The following is a 17265-nucleotide window of genomic DNA, read 5'->3' as shown; positions in this document are numbered from 1 at the left end:
AGGGTGGTAAAGATGAACAGTTATACGGTGATCGATGAGAAAAACTGGAAAAGGGCGTTTCATTGCGCGGTTTTCAGGGACAGCGTGGAACCAGCGTTCTGTGTGACATTCGAGCTGGATATCACACATTTTCTGCCGATGGTTAAGAAGAAGGGGTATTCCTTTACCATGGCTCTGATCTATGCCGTTTCCAAATGCGCGAACGAGGTGGAAGAATTCCGCTGCCGCTTTGTGGATGGAAAGGCAGTACTTTTTGACCGTATTGATACGGCGTTTACTTATCTGAATAGGGAGACAGAGCTGTTTAAAGTGGTCAATGTCGAAATGAAAGATACGATGGAAGAGTATGTGGCGGCCGCCTCGAAAGCGGCAGAGGAGCAGAAAGCATATTTTACAGGTCCGCTGGGCAATGATGTGTTCCAGTTTTCACCTATGCCGTGGGTGACATATACCCACATATCCCACACCAATTCAGGAAAAAAAGACAACGCCACGCCTCTGTTCGACTGGGGGAAATATTTTGAGAGGGACGGAAAAATTTTTCTTCCATTTTCCGTACAGGCCCACCACTCTTTTGTAGACGGACTGCATGTGGGAAAGCTGGCAGAAACTCTTCAAAACTACCTGAACACATATGAATCGTAAATATACTGGAAGAACCGTGAAATTATAAATAGATAACCAGTGTAGGCAATCAGTATGGGCAACCAGTGTCAGGAGAAAACAACACAAAAAAGTGATTAATCAGTGGAAGAAAAAACAACGCAAAAGGCCCTGAATACAAGATGGAGTGACTTAGCCGCCGCTTCGGAACGGAATCTTGTATTCAGGGCCTTTAACATTTGTATCTTTAACATTCGGATCTATTGTTTTCCTTCTCCACTATCGAACTTCAATCTGGCAGGTCGCCATGGAGGTCAAAGCGGCGGAGTGGCTTTCTGGCGTTACCCCAGCGCAGCAGTCCTGACGGACAGAAATTTTTACCTCAGGAAGAAATGCCTTTAACAGCAGCGCATTGCTGATTACACAGATGTCGGTGCAGAGCCCGATCAATTCAATTTCATCGATCGGCTGTTTTACATGTTCACGCTGAAGATCAAATGCCAGATCCAGGCTTCCGAAGGAAGGCTTATCGTAGGTAGGGCAGCTTCGGGACAGCCGTATCTTTTCCAAAACGTCACAGATTTCCCAGCCCTGTTCCCCCTTTATACAATGGGGAACAGGCAGTTTCTGTCCCTCCTGGGTATTCAGATAGTCCCTATGGTGAGTATCCCTTGTGAAAATAACAGTCCCGTCAAAGCTGCGTGTTTCATTCGTTACCTTATCGACAATCGCCTGAGCTTCCTTCGTGCCCAGAGCGCCGTCAATAAAATCATTCTGCATATCCACAACAATCAGATACCGGTTCATTAAAAAATCCCCCTTTCAGGAAAAAATAAGTGCTGGTGCGGCTAGGCCACTGCCTCCACCTCCCGCGCCCAATAGAAGAAAAATAAGGAGTAGTGCGGCTAGACCACTGCCTCCACCTCCCGCGTCCCCAGAAGAAAAAATAAGGGTGGTGCGACTTGGCCACTGCCTGGAGCTCCACCCCTTATTTTTTTGATTCCTAATATACTTTCGCTTCTTCTTCGCCGTTCAATACGCGCAGTGCACCCTGAGCAAGTGCGAGAAGCTCATCCTCGCCCGGATAAACGGTTACATCACTGATAAAACCAACGTGAGCCTTAATCGCATCCGTAACAGGCTTGCCATAAGCGATACCGCCGGTCAGGATGATCTGATCAACTTTACCGCAGAGAGCAGCAGCCATGGCGCCGATTTCTTTCGATACCTGATAGCAGAAAGCATCTACAATTGCCTTTGCCTTAGGATCGCCCTCTTTGAAAGCTGCGTCTTCAATGCTGCGCATGTCATTCGTTCCCATGTATGCAGTCATTCCGCCGCCGCCGACGATTTTCTTATAAACTTCTTTCTCTGTGTATTTTCCGCTGAAGCAGAGTTTAATCAGTCCGCCTGTCGGTACGCCGCCTGCACGTTCTGGTGAGAATGGGCCGTCGCCGTCAAGGGTATTGTTGACATCAATTACTCTGCCGTCTGCATGTGCGCCTACGGATACGCCGCCGCCCATGTGAGCGATAACAAGACGAAGGGAATCATAGGAAACGCCCTTTTCTTTTGCATAGCGCTTCGCCACTGCCTTCTGGTTCAGCGCATGGAAAATGCTGATTCTCGGAATCTCAGGTACGCCGGAAAGTCTTGCTACATCCTCCATCTCATCAACGACAACAGGATCTACGATATAAGAAGGAATTCCTACGGTATCTGCGATTTCCTTAGCCAGAATACCGCCCAGGTTGGAAGCATGCTGTCCCTGCTTTCCGATATACAGGTCGTTAAGCAGTTCTTCGGATACAGGATATGTGCCTCCTGGAATCGGTTTTAAAAGGCCGCCGCGGCCAACGACAACACTTAAATCGGAGATGCTGAAGTTATTCTCAGCTAATACGTCGAGAATCACCTGCTTGCGGAAATCTTTCTGGTCTACGATCGTTGCGTACTTTGAGATTTCCTCTGTAGGATGGCGGAGGGTCTTTTCGAATAATAAATTTTCATCCTCGTATACACCGATTTTGGTGGAGGTGGACCCCGGATTGATAGCTAAAACTTTATGGCTCATAGTAAACTCCCTTCTGCTGCAGCGCAGCCCTTTCATCTTTAAACTTTAAAGCAATACAAATGGTCTGATGAGGTGATTAATCTGTGATGGCGCCGGCAATGACTGCAGCCAAGGCGATGGAATTAATCTTTGTTTCAAAGTCATCGGAACGGGAAGTAAGGATAACAGGAGCGGCAGTTCCGACCAGCAGGTTTCCGTTCTTTACCTTGGCAGTACGCACGAGGATTTTGTAAGTGATATTACCGGCATCGATGTTCGGGAACAGCAAGATATCCGCATTGCCTGCCACTGGGTTTGTTACTCCTTTGTGTACGGCGGCCTCCTCGTCGATTGCAAGGTCCATAGACAGAGGTCCGTAGACTTCGCAGCCCTTGATTTCACCCTTTTCGTACATTTCCGTAAGAGCCTGTGCGTCCACGGTCGGCTGCATCTTTGGATTAACCGTTTCAACGGCGCAGATCGGAGCTACCTTTGGAACTTCGATTCCGCATGCCTTTGCCACCTCGACAGAGTTATTGATGATATTAACCTTTTCTTCCAGAGTCGGATATGTGTTGAACGCTACGTCCGTAAAGAAGAGAAGACGGTCGATGCCTTCGATCTCAAATACACAAACGTGAGACATCATTTTTCCAGCTCTCAGTCCGACTTCCTTATTTAATACACTTTTCAGGAATATTTTCGTTTCCAGCATACCTTTTAACAAAATGTCGGCCTGCTTGTTGTGAACCAGTTCAACAGCCTTTAATGCGGCTTTTTCTACGTCCGGCTCGTTCACAATTTCAAAGTCAGCCAGATTCATGTCAATAGAAGCGGCGATTTCACGGATTTTTTCCTCATCACCTACGAGAACTGCATCTGCAATTCCTCTTTCTCTGGCAATCTTTACGGCTTCCAGAACAGGTTCATCCTGTGCGACAGCAACAGAAATCTTTTTTCTGCCGCAGCTGGTAGCCTTTGAGATTAATTCGTCAAAACTCTTGCTCATATTGTGCACCTTCCTTTTCATACTTTATGTATTTGTTTTGATAATTTTTTTTTTAACAATCTAAGTTTACCACTGAATGGAAGGAAGGTCAATACATAATCTTCCCATAAAATCAAGTATTCATAGATAAATCCGCTAAATGCACAGCAGTGCTGTCAAGGAATTCATAAAAATTTCACAAATATAGATTGATAATTATTTGACAAAACATATATTTTGTAGTATAGTAAAAAAAGAGGTTCAAAATGACAAGTTTCGCAGTCATTTAAGAACAAAAGAAAAAGCCGCAGAAGAATGAGGAGGAAAGGCAGATGGTAAAAGCTGTTTATCCAGGAAGTTTTGACCCCGTTACATTGGGACATCTGGATATCATTCGAAGAGCTGCAAAAGTAGTAGACGGACTGGTGATCGGCATTCTGGTCAATTCTGCGAAGAAACCTCTTTTCACACTGGAAGAACGGGTACAGCTTCTGGAAGAAGTGACAAAAGAGTTTCCGAACGTTACAGTAAAGATGTTTGACGGAATGGCGGTGGAGTTTGCCAGAGAGAATGATGCACACCTCATTATCAGAGGCCTTCGCGCTGTTACGGATTTCGAAACTGAAATGCAGATCGCACAGACGAATCACAGCATTGATCCGGGCATCGACACGATGTTTTTTACTACAAGTCTGGAATATGCATTCCTGAGTTCTACGATTGTAAAGGAAGTGGCATATTACGGAGCGGATATTTCGAAATTTGTTCCTGCAGCAGTATTGAAGGCATTTGAGCAGAAGGCAAAGACGAATGACGCCGAAAATCAGGCAGACAAATCTCTTATGGATTGAATTTAATAATGAAAAAGGAATGAATTTTAAGGAGGAAAAGAAATGGCAAAGAAAGTAGTTTTAGCAGGTGCATGCCGTACAGCAATCGGAAGCATGGGCGGTTCCTTAAGCACAACTCCTGCTGCTGAAATGGGAGCAGTTGTAATTAAGGATGCGCTGAAAAGAGCAGGCGTGAAGCCGGAGCAGGTAGATCACGTTTATATGGGCTGCGTAATCCAGGCAGGTCTTGGACAGAACGTTGCACGTCAGGCTTCTTTAAAGGCAGGCCTTCCTGTTGAGACACCGGCAGTTACCGTTAACGTTGTTTGCGGTTCCGGACTTAACTGTGTAAACATGGCAGCACAGATGATCATGTGCGGCGACGCAGATATCGTAGTAGCAGGCGGTATGGAGAACATGTCCATGGCACCATACGCACTGAAGAATGCGCGTTACGGCTACAGAATGGGCAATGCTCCAATGGTAGACACCATGGTAAACGACGCATTATGGGATGCATTCAATGATTACCACATGGGCGTTACTGCTGAGAACGTAGCAGAGCAGTGGGGACTTACAAGAGAACAGCTCGATGCATTTGCAGCTTCCAGCCAGCAGAAGGCATGTGCGGCAATCGAATCAGGCAGATTCAAAGATGAGATCGTTCCTGTAGAGATCAAGAAGAAAAAAGAAACAGTTGTATTTGATACAGACGAAGGCCCTCGCCCGGGAACAACGGCAGAGGGGATCGCAAAGCTTCGCCCGGCTTTCAAAAAAGACGGTATTGTTACAGCGGCGAATGCTTCCAGCATCAATGACGGCGCAGCAGCAATCGTTGTAATGAGCGAAGAGAAGGCAAAAGAACTGGGAATTAAGCCGATGGCTACATGGGTAGCAGGGGCACTTGGCGGCGTAGATCCTTCCATCATGGGTGTAGGACCTGTAGCAGCTACAAAGAAAGTTATGGCTAAGACAGGCATGGCGATCAATGATTTCGATTTAATTGAAGCAAATGAAGCGTTTGCAGCTCAGTCTCTGGCAGTTGCACATGATCTGGAATTCAATATGGATAAGGTAAATGTCAACGGCGGAGCAATTGCTCTCGGCCATCCGGTAGGCGCTTCCGGCTGCCGGATCCTTGTAACACTTCTTCACGAGATGGAGAAGAGAGATGCAAAGAAAGGCCTTGCAACCCTTTGTATCGGAGGCGGTATGGGCTGCGCAACTATCGTAGAACGCGATTAATTTATAGTATTACTTATTCATGAGGGGGATGTCATGCATTCCTCTCATGGTTATGCAGGGAAGGGCCGTAAAAGTCGGCCGGTAACCGGTGAATAAATAAAGAAGGGAGTGTAGTGGAGATGGAATTCATTACATACGAAGTAGAGGGACAGGTTGGAATTATTACGATTAATCGTCCAAAGGCTTTAAACGCATTAAACAGCGCAGTTCTGGAAGAGCTGGATGCAGTTTTAGACGGCGTTGATTTACAGGCAGTCCGCGCGCTGATCCTCACGGGAGCAGGAGACAAATCCTTTGTTGCAGGAGCAGACATCGCAGAGATGAGCACACTTACTAAGGCAGAGGGGGAAGCGTTCGGAAAGAAAGGCAACGATGTATTCCGTAAGCTGGAGACATTCCCGATTCCTGTAATCGCAGCAATTAACGGCTTTGCACTTGGCGGCGGCTGTGAGATTTCTATGAGCTGCGATATCCGCATTTGCTCAGACAATGCCGTATTCGGACAGCCTGAAGTCGGCTTGGGAATTACACCAGGTTTCGGCGGTACACAGAGACTTGCAAGAATCGTGGGCGTCGGAATGGCAAAACAGATGATTTATACGGCAAGAAATATCAAAGCAGATGAAGCTTTGAGAATCGGCCTTGTAAATGCAGTTTATACACAGGAAGAACTCCTTCCGGCAGCTAAGAAGATGGCGGCAGGAATTGCAAAGAACGCGCCGATCGCTGTGCGCAACTGCAAGAAAGCGATCAACGACGGCCTTCAGGTAGATATGGATCAGGCGCTTGTAATCGAAGAGAAGCTGTTCGGCGACTGCTTCGAGTCACATGACCAGAAGGAAGGAATGAGCGCATTCCTTGAGAAGAGAAAAGAGAAAAACTTCATTAATCAGTAAATATAAAGAATATTAAGGAGGATATGACAATGAAGGTTGGTATTATCGGCGCAGGAACAATGGGTTCCGGTATCGCACAGGCATTCGCACAGACAGAAGGATATGAAGTATGCTTATGTGATATCAATGAAGAATTTGCTGCAAACGGCAAAAAGAAAATTGCTAAGGGATTCGAGAAGAGAATCGCAAAAGGCAAAATGACACAGGAAGCAGCAGATGCTGTTCTTGCAAAAATCACAACAGGTGTAAAAGATATCTGTACAGACTGTGATTTAGTAGTAGAAGCAGCAATCGAGAACATGGCTATTAAAAAACAGACATTCAAAGAGTTACAGGATATCTGTAAGGCAGACTGTATGTTCGCAACAAATACTTCTTCTCTTTCCATTACAGAAATCGGCGCAGGCCTTGACCGTCCGGTAATTGGAATGCACTTCTTCAACCCGGCGCCTGTTATGAAGCTGGTAGAAGTAATCGCCGGATTGAATACACCAGCTGATATGGTAGATAAGATCAAAGCAATCTCCGAAGAGATCGGCAAAACACCGGTACAGGTTGAAGAGGCTGCAGGTTTTGTAGTTAACAGAATCCTCGTTCCTATGATTAATGAAGCGATCGGCATCTATGCCGACGGCGTTGCATCCGTAGAGGGTATCGACGCAGCTATGAAGCTGGGCGCTAACCATCCGATGGGACCGCTGGCTTTAGGCGATCTGATCGGTCTTGACGTAGTTCTGGCTATCATGGATGTACTTCAGGCAGAGACAGGCGATCCGAAATACCGTGCACATCCGCTGTTAAGAAAAATGGTTCGCGGCGGTAAGTTAGGTATGAAGAGCGGCAAGGGATTCTACGATTATACAAAATAAATAAAAATGTGATGGAAGCCTGCGGCAGGATGATACCGCCGCAGGCTATACCCAAAGGCATACCGCGATTCATGCCTATAGGCAGGCGCACAGCAGGGCTGTACGCTGAGGTATGCAATAGAAATTGATGATGGAGGAGTCGAACATGGATTTTAGTTTATCAAAAAAACATCTTCTCGCTCAGACACTGTTCAGAAGCTTTGCTGAAACTGAAGTAAAGCCTCTTGCACAGGAAGTTGACGAGACTGAAGAATTCCCGAGGCAACTGTTGAGAAAATGGCAAAGAGCGGTTTCTTAGGAATCCCGGTTCCAAAGGAATACGGCGGCCAGGGCTGTGACCCGCTTACATACGTTATGTGCGTAGAAGAGCTGGCAAAGGTTTGCGGAACAACAGCTGTAATCGTATCTGCACATACGTCTCTCTGTATTGATCCGATTCTTACATACGGTACAGAAGAGCAGAAGCAGAAATACATTCCGGATCTGGCATCAGGCAGAAAGCTCGGCGCATTCGGACTTACAGAGCCAGGCGCCGGTACAGACGCTCAGGGACAGCAGACAAAGGCTGTTTTAGACGGAGATGAGTGGGTGCTGAATGGTTCCAAGTGCTTTATCACCAACGGAAAACAGGCTGACGTTTACATCGTTATTGCAGTTACAGGAATCATCGAGAAGCGCGGCAGAAAGATTAAGGAAATCTCCTCGTTTATCGTTGAAAAGGGAACACCAGGATTTAGCTTCGGTACGAAAGAGAAGAAGATGGGTATCCGTGGTTCTTCTACATATGAATTGATCTTCACAGACTGCCGCATCCCGAAAGAGAACTTACTGGGACAGAAGGGCAAGGGCTTCAATATTGCAATGCATACACTGGACGGCGGCCGTATTGGTATCGCTGCACAGGCACTTGGTCTTGCAGAAGGCGCACTCAACGCAACGGTTGATTACGTAAAGGAAAGAAAGCAGTTCGGCCGTACAATTGGACAGTTCCAGAATACTCAGTTCCAGCTGGCTGATATGGCTACAAAGGTAGAGGCAGCCAAGATGCTCGTTTACAAAGCAGCTATGGCGAAGGCTACACAGAAGTCATACAGCGTTGAAGCGGCTATGGCTAAATTATACGCAGCAGAAGTTGCTATGGAAGTGACAACAAAGGCTGTTCAGTTACACGGTGGATACGGATACATCAGAGAATACGACGTAGAGCGTATGATGCGTGACGCTAAGATCACGGAAATCTACGAAGGAACATCTGAAGTTCAGCGTATGGTAATTTCTGGAAATATTTTGAAATAAGGAGGACTTGTTGTGAAGATAGTCGTTTGTGTAAAACAGGTACCGGATACAAAGGGTGGAGTAAAATTCAATCCAGACGGTACATTGGATAGAGGTGCAATGCTTGCAATTATGAATCCAGATGACAAGGCAGGTCTGGAAGCTGCGTTAAGATTAAAAGATGAATACGGCGCAGAAGTAACAGTTGTTACCATGGGTCTTCCAAAGGCTGATGAAGTTCTTCGTGAAGCTTTAGCCATGGGCGCTGACAAGGGAATCCTTGTAACAGACAGAGTATTAGGCGGTGCCGACACATGGGCAACATCTACAACACTGGCCGGCGCAATCAGAAATCTGGAATATGATCTGATTATTTCAGGACGTCAGGCAATCGACGGCGATACCGCTCAGGTTGGGCCTCAGATTTCTGAACACCTGAATATTCCGGTTATTTCCTACGCTCAGAATATCAAGATCGAAGGCGACAGCGTAATCGTTGAGCGCCAGTATGAAGACAGATATCATGTTGTTAAGGCAAAAATGCCTTGCCTGATTACTGCTCTTTCAGAATTAAATGAGCCGCGCTACATGACTCCGGGCGGAATCTTCGATGCATATGATGCAGAAGTTACCGTATGGGGCAGAGCGGACCTTAAAGACGTTGATGACAGCAACTTAGGTCTGAAGGGTTCACCGACACAGATCGCTAAGGCTTCCGACAAAGTCAGAAAGGGAGCAGGCGAAGTAGTCAATCTGGATCCGCAGGAGTCCGTAAGCTACATCATGGGCAAATTAACTGAGAAACATATCATTTAATATAAAGGAAAAGTGGTGAACAGAATGGGTTTAGAAGAATATAAGGGCGTATATATCTTTGCGCAGCAGGTAGATAACAAATTAAGCAATATCGCTTTTGAATTACTTGGAAAAGCAAGAGACCTCGCAAAAGATTTGAACACTGACGTAACAGCAGTTCTCATCGGCTGCGGCGTTAAGGGCCTTGCAGACGAGCTGGCTCAGTACGGCGCAGACAAGGTTATCGTTGTAGACGATCCAGAACTGAAAGAATACAGAACAGAGCCGTATGCTCATGCAATGGCTTCCGTAATCAACAAATATAAACCGGAAATTATGCTGGTTGGAGCAACTGCAATCGGAAGAGACTTAGGTCCTCGCGTATCTGCAAGAGTTGCAACAGGCCTTACAGCAGACTGTACAAAGCTTGATATCGGCGACTTCCCTCTTAACCCAATCGAAGGAAGAGAGCAGAAGCATAATCAGCTTCTTATGACACGTCCTGCTTTCGGCGGAAATACGATCGCTACGATCGCATGCCCGAACCATCGTCCTCAGATGGCAACCGTTCGTCCAGGCGTTATGCAGGCAATTGACAAGATTGCAGATGCAAAGGCAGTTGTAGAGGAATTCAATCCAGGATTCACACCGAACAACAATTATGTTGAGATTCTCGATATCGTTAAATCTGTAGTCGATGTTGTGGATATCATGGATGCTAAAATCCTCGTTTCCGGCGGCCGTGGTGTTGGCAGCCCGGAAAACTTTAAGATTCTGGAAGATCTGGCTGCAGCAATCGGCGGAGAAGTAAGCTGCTCACGTGCTGTTGTAGATTCCGGATGGAAGCCAAAAGACCTTCAGGTAGGACAGACAGGTAAGACCGTTCGTCCAAACGTTTACTTTGCAATCGGTATTTCAGGAGCAATCCAGCACGTTGCAGGTATGGAAGAGTCTGACATTATCGTTGCCATCAATAAAGATGAGACAGCTCCGATCTTCGAAGTAGCTGACTATGGCATCGTAGGCGACTTAAATAAGATCGTACCAGAGCTGACAAAGCAGATTCTTGCAGTTAAGGCAGCTAAGGCTTAATGATCTAAAAATGAAGAAATAAAAAAAAGGGCGTTGCAAAAAGAGAAAACGCAGTGTTCTTATACCAGATTCCATTTCAAGGCAGTGGCCAAGCCGCTGCATCTGGTATTAAGAGCGCAGCTGATTTTACTTTTGCAACGCTCTTTTTTTTGTTAGATAATTGAAACAGTAGTATACCATTTATTGAGGATGTTGCAAAAAGGAATAGAGCATTGCCTCCGATACCAGATGAAGTGACTTAGCCACTTACTGGAATGGAATCTGGTATCGGCGGTAATGCTGATTTTACTTTTGCAACACCCTCAATTTTTGTTTTTTTTTCAGCAGCATATGAAAATATAGTTGCAAAAGAAATATTATTGTGATACAGTAAACTTGTAAGACGAGTTTACAACAAACAACATTACAAAAAGAAAGAGAGGTACTAAAATGACCAGAAAAATGGCAGAAATGACCTGGATGGAAGTACGTGATGCAATTGCCGGCGGAAGCGGAGTGATACTACCAATTGGTGCTACAGAGCAGCATGGGCCGCATCTACCAATTTGTGTGGACACAGTCTGTCCTGAGCAAATGGCAGTAGAGGTTGGAGAAAGAACCAACATGCTTGTAGCACCGCCTCTCGCATACGGATACCGTTCCAGACCTACCTCCGGAGGAGGGCAGACATTCCCGGCGACAACTTCTCTCAGAGGTTCAACATTACAGGCTATGGTTGAGGATATTTTAAAAGAGTTCGTGAGAAGTGGTTTTAAACGTATTGTGCTTTTAAGCTGGCACGTAGAAAATCAGAACTGGATTTATGAAGCCGCTTTTCTTGTAACAGAAGAAATTAAGAAAGATTACCAAGACGTGACAATCATGGTCTATGAGGCCGCTATTTTTGATCTTAAACCGAAAACGATGGAATTCGTATTCGGAGACCAGTTTCCTGGCTGGGCTATTGAACATGCGTCGATCTGTGAAACCTCTGTTATGCTTTATAAATTTCCGGAGCTGGTACATTTTGACAGGGCGATTGATGATTGCGCAGAGTACTATCCAGTATATGATATTCTTCCTATTCCTGAAAGAATTGTGGCTCCATCCGGAACTTTGTGGAAAGCAACTCTGGGAACAGAGGAGAAAGGAAAGCGTATTTGGGAAGAAAGTGTTGATTTTATTGTAGAAGGAATTACAAAGGAGCTGGGAAATAAATAAAAAAGGGAGGGGGTTATCACATGATTGGTTTTCAGGCAAAAACTGAGCATGACTTATACAATGAATCGCTTGCTCCGGTAGAGTATAATAAACGAAAAGTCGGCTACCTGGGGATGGGAGCAATATGGTTTGGAATTTCTGTGCAGGTAAGCGGATTCTTGGTAATGACTCCGCTTCTGAATTATTATACGATTGGACAATTGTTCTGGATATTTGGAATTGGACAGGCAATACTTGGCCTTTCCAGTTATATCGTCCAGGAGATTGGATTAAAGTACGGAATATCTTTTGCTACCTCAATAGTAGCTAGCTTCGGTCCTTTAGGCGGAAAGATAGCCGGAATTGTGCGAATTATGCCCAGCGCTATTTTTTTCGGAGTAAACGGCTATTTGGGAGCCTCAGCTATTAACAATGTAACAAGATTACTGTTTGGTATGGACAATATGTGGTTTGCAATTATCTTAAATGCAGCTTTACTGGTAATCGTTACAATTTCAGGTGCAAAAGGAATTGAACGCTTTACATCGCTGGCAGCCCCGCTTCTGATTATCGTAGGAGTGTATATGTTTCATATCCTATTGAAGACATATAATGTTACATTGGGAGAGATTATGAGCTTGGGAAAACTTAGCGGTCATTCCAGAAACTGGTTGTTTGCGTTTGGAGTTATAATTGGAAACTTTGCCAGTGTGGCAATGGGATTTAATGATTTCAGCAAAGATGGAAAAGTAAAGGATGGATATAAAAAGAGTGGATATTTGCATCTGACATCATATTTGATCTGTATGGTTCCTTCCTTTATTTTTTACAGTATTTTAGGGTGTGCAGTTATGGTCGTGGTGCCTGGAACGACAGGAGGAGAAATATTAAAGGTTCTGACTGATATAGTGGCAGGGCAGTCAAAGATTCTGGCAGTTTTGATTTCTGTGTTTGTCTTTGCGGCTCAGCTTTCCACCAATACAGCAGCAAATCTGCTTCCATCAGTATATGTGGTATGCAGCCTTATCCCCAAATATCTGAAATTTAAATCAGCCACAATTCTTTTTGCGGTTATCGCAGTAGCGATACAGCCATGGAAAATAGGAAATTCTCTCGATAGTGTCCTGACTATTTTTGGATTAACTGCAGGACCAGTTATTGCAATTATTGCCACGGATTATTATTATTTTCGTAAACGGAAATACAGTTTGGATGATATTTACCAGACAAACGGAAAATACTACTATTTCCACGGGATGAATCCTGCTGCTATGATAGCTTATGTAATTGGTACAATAATTGCTTTTATATGTTTTGATTACAGCTATTTTATTTCTTTGGCAGCTACATGCCTTATCTATATCCTGTTAGCGAAATATTTTGGAAAAACTTATCCGGCTATTATTAAAGAAACCGCAAAAGATATAAAAATTGAAAGCGAGGATTTGAAGTGATTGAGTTTTTAGTAAATGGAACAGAGAAAATTACATTTTCTCCAAGATGGATTTATTGTTTGGGCAATTCAGGGCGTACAGGGGAGGACCGGGCGGCTCATATGAAAGAATTGTGCTGTAATGGAATTCCTTATGATAATGAAATGCGACTAGGATTTAACATAGTATCCCCTATATTGCTGACACAGGAGCGTAATATTGATGTGCTCGGAGAAAATACTACAGGAGAAGTGGAAATCGTAATTTTCATGACAGGAGGAAAATGGTATGTAACAGTAGGATCAGATCATGGAGACAGAGTGCTTGAGAGGTTTTGCAGTGATTTGACAAAACAGATATGCGCAAAACCTATAGCGAGAGAGGCCTGGCCTTTAGATGACGTACTGCCCCATTGGGATAACCTGAAAATGAGCACAAACGTGGTCCGGAAAGGAATACGCATCCCATACCAGCAGGGAACGGTAGAAACTTTAATGACCCCTCAAAAAGTATTGGAAGAAATTCAGTCCCATAATCTTCCTTCAAAAGACGGTTGTGTATATTTTTGTGGAACCCTATTGATGGAGGAAGGTAAATTCCTGCCTGGAGAGGCATATGATATGTCCCTGGAAGATCCTGTGCTTAATCGGAAAATTGACTATTCATATACAGTGACTGTTTTGAAGGATCATATTACATATTTCAAATTATAATATTTGCTATTGGAGGAAACCAAATGCCAGATATCAATCATTTATTAAATGAATTAGGGATTGTTTTGCCGGAGCAGCCGGAAGGAACAGGCGTTTTTAATCATGTAACTCCTTTTGGGGATCATCTTATATATGTAGCGGGCTGCGGACCGGAAATCAATGGAGAGCTGAAATATAAAGGACGTGTAGGTGTAGAAGTAACAATGGACCAGGCACGAGAATGTGCAGCAGACTGTGTGAAGAATATTTTATGTGCATTAAAAATATATACAGGGGATTTAAATAAGGTGAAAAAGTTTGTAAAGATGAATGCATATATCTGCTGTAATCATGATTTTTACTATCAGCCGGAAGTGGCAGACACGGCCACAGAGCTTCTTGCCAGTTTGTTTGGAGAGAAAATTGGAATTCCGGCCAGAACATCAATAGGAGTTTCAGCATTGCCATACGGTTTTCCTGTAGAGATTGAAGTCATTGTGGAGCTTTATTAATTAAAAATATTTGATTTTCCGGATAAAATAAAAGAAAGCAGTTTTAGAAGAAGATATCTCTTAAAATTGCTTTCTTTTTATACTAGAAGAATCGTTTACGGACGATCTGCACCTGAATAATAGAATCCCGAATGGCTATTTCTGAAAATGCAGCTACCTGATTCTCAATATTAAAATGGGTTTCTTTTAACTGAACTAAAGTGTGGTCGGAAGAAAAACGCATGGCCTCCAAAACCTCAGGTGAAGGTTTTATCGAACTGATTTCCAGAATGCTGTAGTTAATAGGCTGCTGGAAGTAATTGTAAGAAAGATTAAAAATATCAATCGCATCCTGATTGAGTTCTTTTTCACTAGGGAGCCGATATAATTGATCCTTGGGAATATATTCTTTGACAAATATAACCGGTTGTTTATCAGCAGTATATACCTTTTTAAGAAGATATCCTTCAATTTCTTCCGAACAACCAAAAATCTTATTAATAGGAGAGGAAATCATAATAGGTTCCATTGATAATGATAGGATTCCAGGTTCATGTCCACTGTTTTTAATCAAGTCCCAATAACCCTGAGCCTCATCAATACGCATTTTTAAATTCAGACAGGCCTTATTCACAATCGTTTCGCTTCCATGGTGCTTGCTGATAATTCCGTCATTTTCTAAAAGCTGTAATGCACTTCGGATCGTAGGCCGGCTGACGGAAAAATATTTTGCCAGGGCTTCTTCCGATGGAAGACGTCCGTCTTGAGCAATATCTCCACACTCAATTGAGTCGAGTATTGCATTACGAACGTTAATATACAGGGGAGCAGCTTTATTTATAAAACGTTTCAAGTTAATTACCATCCTTTATTTTTAAAATATAAAAATACTTATTAAAATGTATATTTGGTATTGTAAAACTTGTATTACAAGAAGTCAAGTAAATATGTAAAAGTGAAAAGAGGAATATATTATAATGATTAGAATACCGAATAAGACCAGCGAGCAGCGTTTAAAAGAATTGGGATATAACCAACAGCTGAATCGATCGTTGACAACGGCAGATAATATTATTTTGACAATGTCATCAGTTTCACCGTTAATGGCAGCTTTCCTTTTAGGACTTTCACCAATAAGAATTGCAGGAACAGCTACATTGTCGTCTATTGTTCTGTTTTCAGTATTCGCTGTAAGCAACAGTTTGGTACTAGCAGAGCTAGCCGGTACCTATCCCTTATCAGGAGGGCTGTTTAGTTTTATTCAAATGACTCTGCCACCTGTATTTAGCAGGATATCCGCATGTATTATATTTCTTCAATCTGTTGTGGTTATAGCATCGATTGCCCTGGGAGCTGCCGATTACATATTAATATTATTTCCTTTTCTTCCCCAGAGTCGTATGGCTTCTGTAATGATTGCTGCCGCTGTTCTGATGGTCTGTGGATTTGTATGTACTAGAAACCTTGCTTCTGGCACAGCGACCACAAAAATTCTGTTTGCTGTCCAGATGGGAATTCTGATTACTTATATTGTCTCCTGCCTATGCTATACCAGGAGAGGAATTAGGGAGACAGTACTTTATCCATTATATTTTAGAGGAGAGATAACAGCTGCTGACTTTGGGGTTATACTGGCTGGTATTACGCCGCTGTTTTGTGTTATAAATGGTTACGATGCATCTCTAGGCTTGGCGGAGGAGACAATGGGTGAGAGCAGAGAAATTTCCAAATCTGTGATCATTTCCCTTCTGTGTGCAGTTATATTAATCGGTCTGGGAATCGGTTCGTCTATTCTGGCAGCCCCAGACCTAAACTCTTATTTATCGGACAAATCACCCTTTCTATACACGGCTCAAGCAGTTATGGGGAATACAGGAAAACTTTTTATAAATACTGGAATATTGACTGCTTCCTGCGGGGCATTAATAAGCCAGATTACATATTATTCCCGTGTAATGTTTTCAACGGCCAGGGATCGGATATGGCCGGAACTGCTTAGCAGGCAAATGGTAAAAATATCGAAAAGAGAATGTATGCCATATGCGGCAACTATAATGATTACTGTGTGTACATTCATTGTTGTTATGACAGCTTCAATGGAAAAATTGGTTGAGTTTGTAGGGGTGCTGATTGCGTTTGTCTATCTGATGATATCTTTGGGCAGTATAAAAAACCGTATTACAAAGCCGGAAGGATACAGGCCCTTTGCCATGCCTCTTTTTCCAATACCTGCATTTATAACAGCAGCTTACTGCAGCTTTGTTATTCTCATTCAAAGACCATTTATAAAAGTTATGCTGGCAATTGCAATTGCTGGAGGAATTGTACTTTATCTTTTTACATATAAGAAAAATAACTGATTTTTGAAAGAAAACATCATATCCCCACCGATATCATTCCTTATCGCCGCAGGGCGACCCTGCCCAGAGGGATTTTTTGTTACACAGGATAGTTCGGAGAACTTTCCTGTGTAACAAAAAAACAGGCCCTACAGATACAAAATCTGCAGAACCAGTCGTTCGGGTTGGGCTATTCGTTAAAATAGTCAACAGGGGAAGAGGGGCTCGAACCCCCATCTACGGTTTTGGAGACCGCTGCTCTACCATTGAACTATTCCCCTTTACAACGTATGTTTCTTACGTGCTTGAGTATAATACCATAGAATCGAAAGCGTGTCAACACTTTTTGTATTTTCTTTTAAAGTTAAAAAATTCCAAAAACCTTGTATTTATCAGGGAAAAAGCAGGTTTTAATTCGATATTGTATCGATAAATAAACAATAATAAAAAGAAAAAGTTAGGTGTTTTCACAAAAATCGATATCC

At 43.5% G+C, this 17265-nt stretch carries 16 protein-coding genes, 1 tRNA gene and 1 pseudogene; 13 read left to right on the top strand and 5 right to left on the bottom strand.

Annotated elements, in window-relative coordinates; genetic code table 11:
- The first annotated feature begins 12 nt into the window (after positions 1–12).
- Positions 13–645: a CatA-like O-acetyltransferase gene (locus tag DXA13_RS10035; RefSeq protein WP_118244030.1), complete on the top strand. Its 633-nt coding sequence runs from the start codon at positions 13–15 to the stop codon at positions 643–645.
- 237 nt (positions 646–882) lie between these two features.
- Here the strand turns inward: DXA13_RS10035 and DXA13_RS10030 are convergent, their stop codons facing one another.
- The 3 genes from DXA13_RS10030 to ptb all read right to left on the bottom strand — a co-directional run bounded on the left by DXA13_RS10030 (position 883) and on the right by ptb (position 3665).
- The gene (locus DXA13_RS10030) at positions 883–1410 is read right to left on the bottom strand and encodes an isochorismatase family cysteine hydrolase (RefSeq protein WP_118244028.1); all 528 of its coding nucleotides are present in this window, start codon (positions 1408–1410) and stop codon (positions 883–885) included.
- A gap of 196 nt (positions 1411–1606) precedes the next feature.
- Positions 1607–2677: a butyrate kinase gene (buk, locus tag DXA13_RS10025; protein WP_118244026.1), complete on the bottom strand. Its 1071-nt coding sequence runs from the start codon at positions 2675–2677 to the stop codon at positions 1607–1609.
- 76 nt (positions 2678–2753) lie between these two features.
- Complete coding sequence (ptb, locus tag DXA13_RS10020; RefSeq protein WP_118244024.1) at positions 2754–3665, bottom strand: phosphate butyryltransferase; 912 nt, start codon at positions 3663–3665, stop codon at positions 2754–2756.
- A gap of 311 nt (positions 3666–3976) precedes the next feature.
- On the opposite strand from ptb, the gene coaD reads away from it, so the two are divergent.
- The 11 genes and pseudogenes from coaD to DXA13_RS09965 all read left to right on the top strand — a co-directional run bounded on the left by coaD (position 3977) and on the right by DXA13_RS09965 (position 14462).
- Positions 3977–4495 (top strand): pantetheine-phosphate adenylyltransferase, encoded by a 519-nt coding sequence (coaD, locus tag DXA13_RS10015; RefSeq protein WP_118244022.1) that lies wholly within the window; start codon positions 3977–3979, stop codon positions 4493–4495.
- Positions 4496–4537: 42 nt separating this feature from the next.
- Positions 4538–5719 carry an acetyl-CoA C-acetyltransferase gene (locus DXA13_RS10010; RefSeq protein WP_118244020.1) on the top strand — a complete coding sequence of 394 codons (1182 nt, stop codon included), beginning with the start codon at positions 4538–4540 and terminating at the stop codon, positions 5717–5719.
- A gap of 119 nt (positions 5720–5838) precedes the next feature.
- Entirely contained in the window at positions 5839–6615 is a 777-nt protein-coding gene (locus DXA13_RS10005) for an enoyl-CoA hydratase-related protein (RefSeq protein WP_118244180.1), read from the top strand.
- Between the two features lie 29 nt (positions 6616–6644).
- A complete protein-coding gene (locus DXA13_RS10000; RefSeq protein ID WP_118244018.1) occupies positions 6645–7484 on the top strand; it encodes a 3-hydroxyacyl-CoA dehydrogenase NAD-binding domain-containing protein in 840 nt (279 codons plus the stop codon).
- Between the two features lie 145 nt (positions 7485–7629).
- Positions 7630–8780, top strand: a pseudogene (locus tag DXA13_RS09995) (acyl-CoA dehydrogenase).
- Positions 8781–8792: 12 nt separating this feature from the next.
- Positions 8793–9575 (top strand): electron transfer flavoprotein subunit beta/FixA family protein, encoded by a 783-nt coding sequence (locus DXA13_RS09990; RefSeq protein WP_118244015.1) that lies wholly within the window; start codon positions 8793–8795, stop codon positions 9573–9575.
- Between the two features lie 24 nt (positions 9576–9599).
- Positions 9600–10646, top strand: a complete 1047-nt coding sequence (locus DXA13_RS09985; RefSeq protein ID WP_118244013.1) for an electron transfer flavoprotein subunit alpha/FixB family protein — start codon at positions 9600–9602, stop codon at positions 10644–10646.
- 429 nt (positions 10647–11075) lie between these two features.
- The gene (locus DXA13_RS09980) at positions 11076–11846 is read left to right on the top strand and encodes a creatininase (protein ID WP_118244011.1); all 771 of its coding nucleotides are present in this window, start codon (positions 11076–11078) and stop codon (positions 11844–11846) included.
- A gap of 20 nt (positions 11847–11866) precedes the next feature.
- On the top strand, positions 11867–13279 hold the full coding sequence (locus DXA13_RS09975; protein ID WP_118244009.1) for a cytosine permease: 1413 nt from the start codon (positions 11867–11869) through the stop codon (positions 13277–13279).
- The gene (locus tag DXA13_RS09970) at positions 13276–13971 is read left to right on the top strand and encodes a DUF2848 family protein (RefSeq protein ID WP_118244007.1); all 696 of its coding nucleotides are present in this window, start codon (positions 13276–13278) and stop codon (positions 13969–13971) included. The genes DXA13_RS09975 and DXA13_RS09970 overlap by 4 nt, the downstream gene beginning before the upstream one ends.
- A 23-nt stretch (positions 13972–13994) precedes the next feature.
- Positions 13995–14462 carry a RidA family protein gene (locus DXA13_RS09965; RefSeq protein ID WP_118244005.1) on the top strand — a complete coding sequence of 156 codons (468 nt, stop codon included), beginning with the start codon at positions 13995–13997 and terminating at the stop codon, positions 14460–14462.
- An 82-nt stretch (positions 14463–14544) separates the two neighbouring features.
- On the opposite strand, the gene DXA13_RS09960 is transcribed toward DXA13_RS09965, so the two are convergent.
- Positions 14545–15294: a GntR family transcriptional regulator gene (locus tag DXA13_RS09960; RefSeq protein WP_181995604.1), complete on the bottom strand. Its 750-nt coding sequence runs from the start codon at positions 15292–15294 to the stop codon at positions 14545–14547.
- 199 nt (positions 15295–15493) lie between these two features.
- Between DXA13_RS09960 and DXA13_RS09955 the strand changes: the two genes are divergently transcribed.
- Positions 15494–16801: an APC family permease gene (locus DXA13_RS09955; protein ID WP_181995603.1), complete on the top strand. Its 1308-nt coding sequence runs from the start codon at positions 15494–15496 to the stop codon at positions 16799–16801.
- 189 nt (positions 16802–16990) lie between these two features.
- On the opposite strand, the gene DXA13_RS09950 is transcribed toward DXA13_RS09955, so the two are convergent.
- Positions 16991–17061 (bottom strand) — tRNA-Trp (locus DXA13_RS09950).
- Positions 17062–17265 lie beyond the last annotated feature (204 nt).

Source organism: Clostridium sp. AM58-1XD, assembly GCF_003464085.1.
Classification (GTDB): Bacteria; Bacillota; Clostridia; order Lachnospirales; family Lachnospiraceae; genus Lachnoclostridium_A.
This window is presented reverse-complemented; position numbering and strand designations above follow the sequence as displayed.

Coding starts and splice junctions, on each gene's coding strand:
- DXA13_RS09965 (WP_118244005.1), top strand. CDS start 13,995: ATGCCAGATATCAATCATTTATTAAATGAATTAGGGATTGTTTTGCCG.
- ptb (WP_118244024.1), bottom strand. CDS start 3,665: ATGAGCAAGAGTTTTGACGAATTAATCTCAAAGGCTACCAGCTGCGGC.
- DXA13_RS10000 (WP_118244018.1), top strand. CDS start 6,645: ATGAAGGTTGGTATTATCGGCGCAGGAACAATGGGTTCCGGTATCGCA.
- DXA13_RS09985 (WP_118244013.1), top strand. CDS start 9,600: ATGGGTTTAGAAGAATATAAGGGCGTATATATCTTTGCGCAGCAGGTA.
- DXA13_RS09975 (WP_118244009.1), top strand. CDS start 11,867: ATGATTGGTTTTCAGGCAAAAACTGAGCATGACTTATACAATGAATCG.
- coaD (WP_118244022.1), top strand. CDS start 3,977: ATGGTAAAAGCTGTTTATCCAGGAAGTTTTGACCCCGTTACATTGGGA.
- DXA13_RS10035 (WP_118244030.1), top strand. CDS start 13: ATGAACAGTTATACGGTGATCGATGAGAAAAACTGGAAAAGGGCGTTT.
- DXA13_RS09980 (WP_118244011.1), top strand. CDS start 11,076: ATGACCAGAAAAATGGCAGAAATGACCTGGATGGAAGTACGTGATGCA.
- DXA13_RS10005 (WP_118244180.1), top strand. CDS start 5,839: ATGGAATTCATTACATACGAAGTAGAGGGACAGGTTGGAATTATTACG.
- buk (WP_118244026.1), bottom strand. CDS start 2,677: ATGAGCCATAAAGTTTTAGCTATCAATCCGGGGTCCACCTCCACCAAA.
- DXA13_RS10010 (WP_118244020.1), top strand. CDS start 4,538: ATGGCAAAGAAAGTAGTTTTAGCAGGTGCATGCCGTACAGCAATCGGA.
- DXA13_RS10030 (WP_118244028.1), bottom strand. CDS start 1,410: ATGAACCGGTATCTGATTGTTGTGGATATGCAGAATGATTTTATTGAC.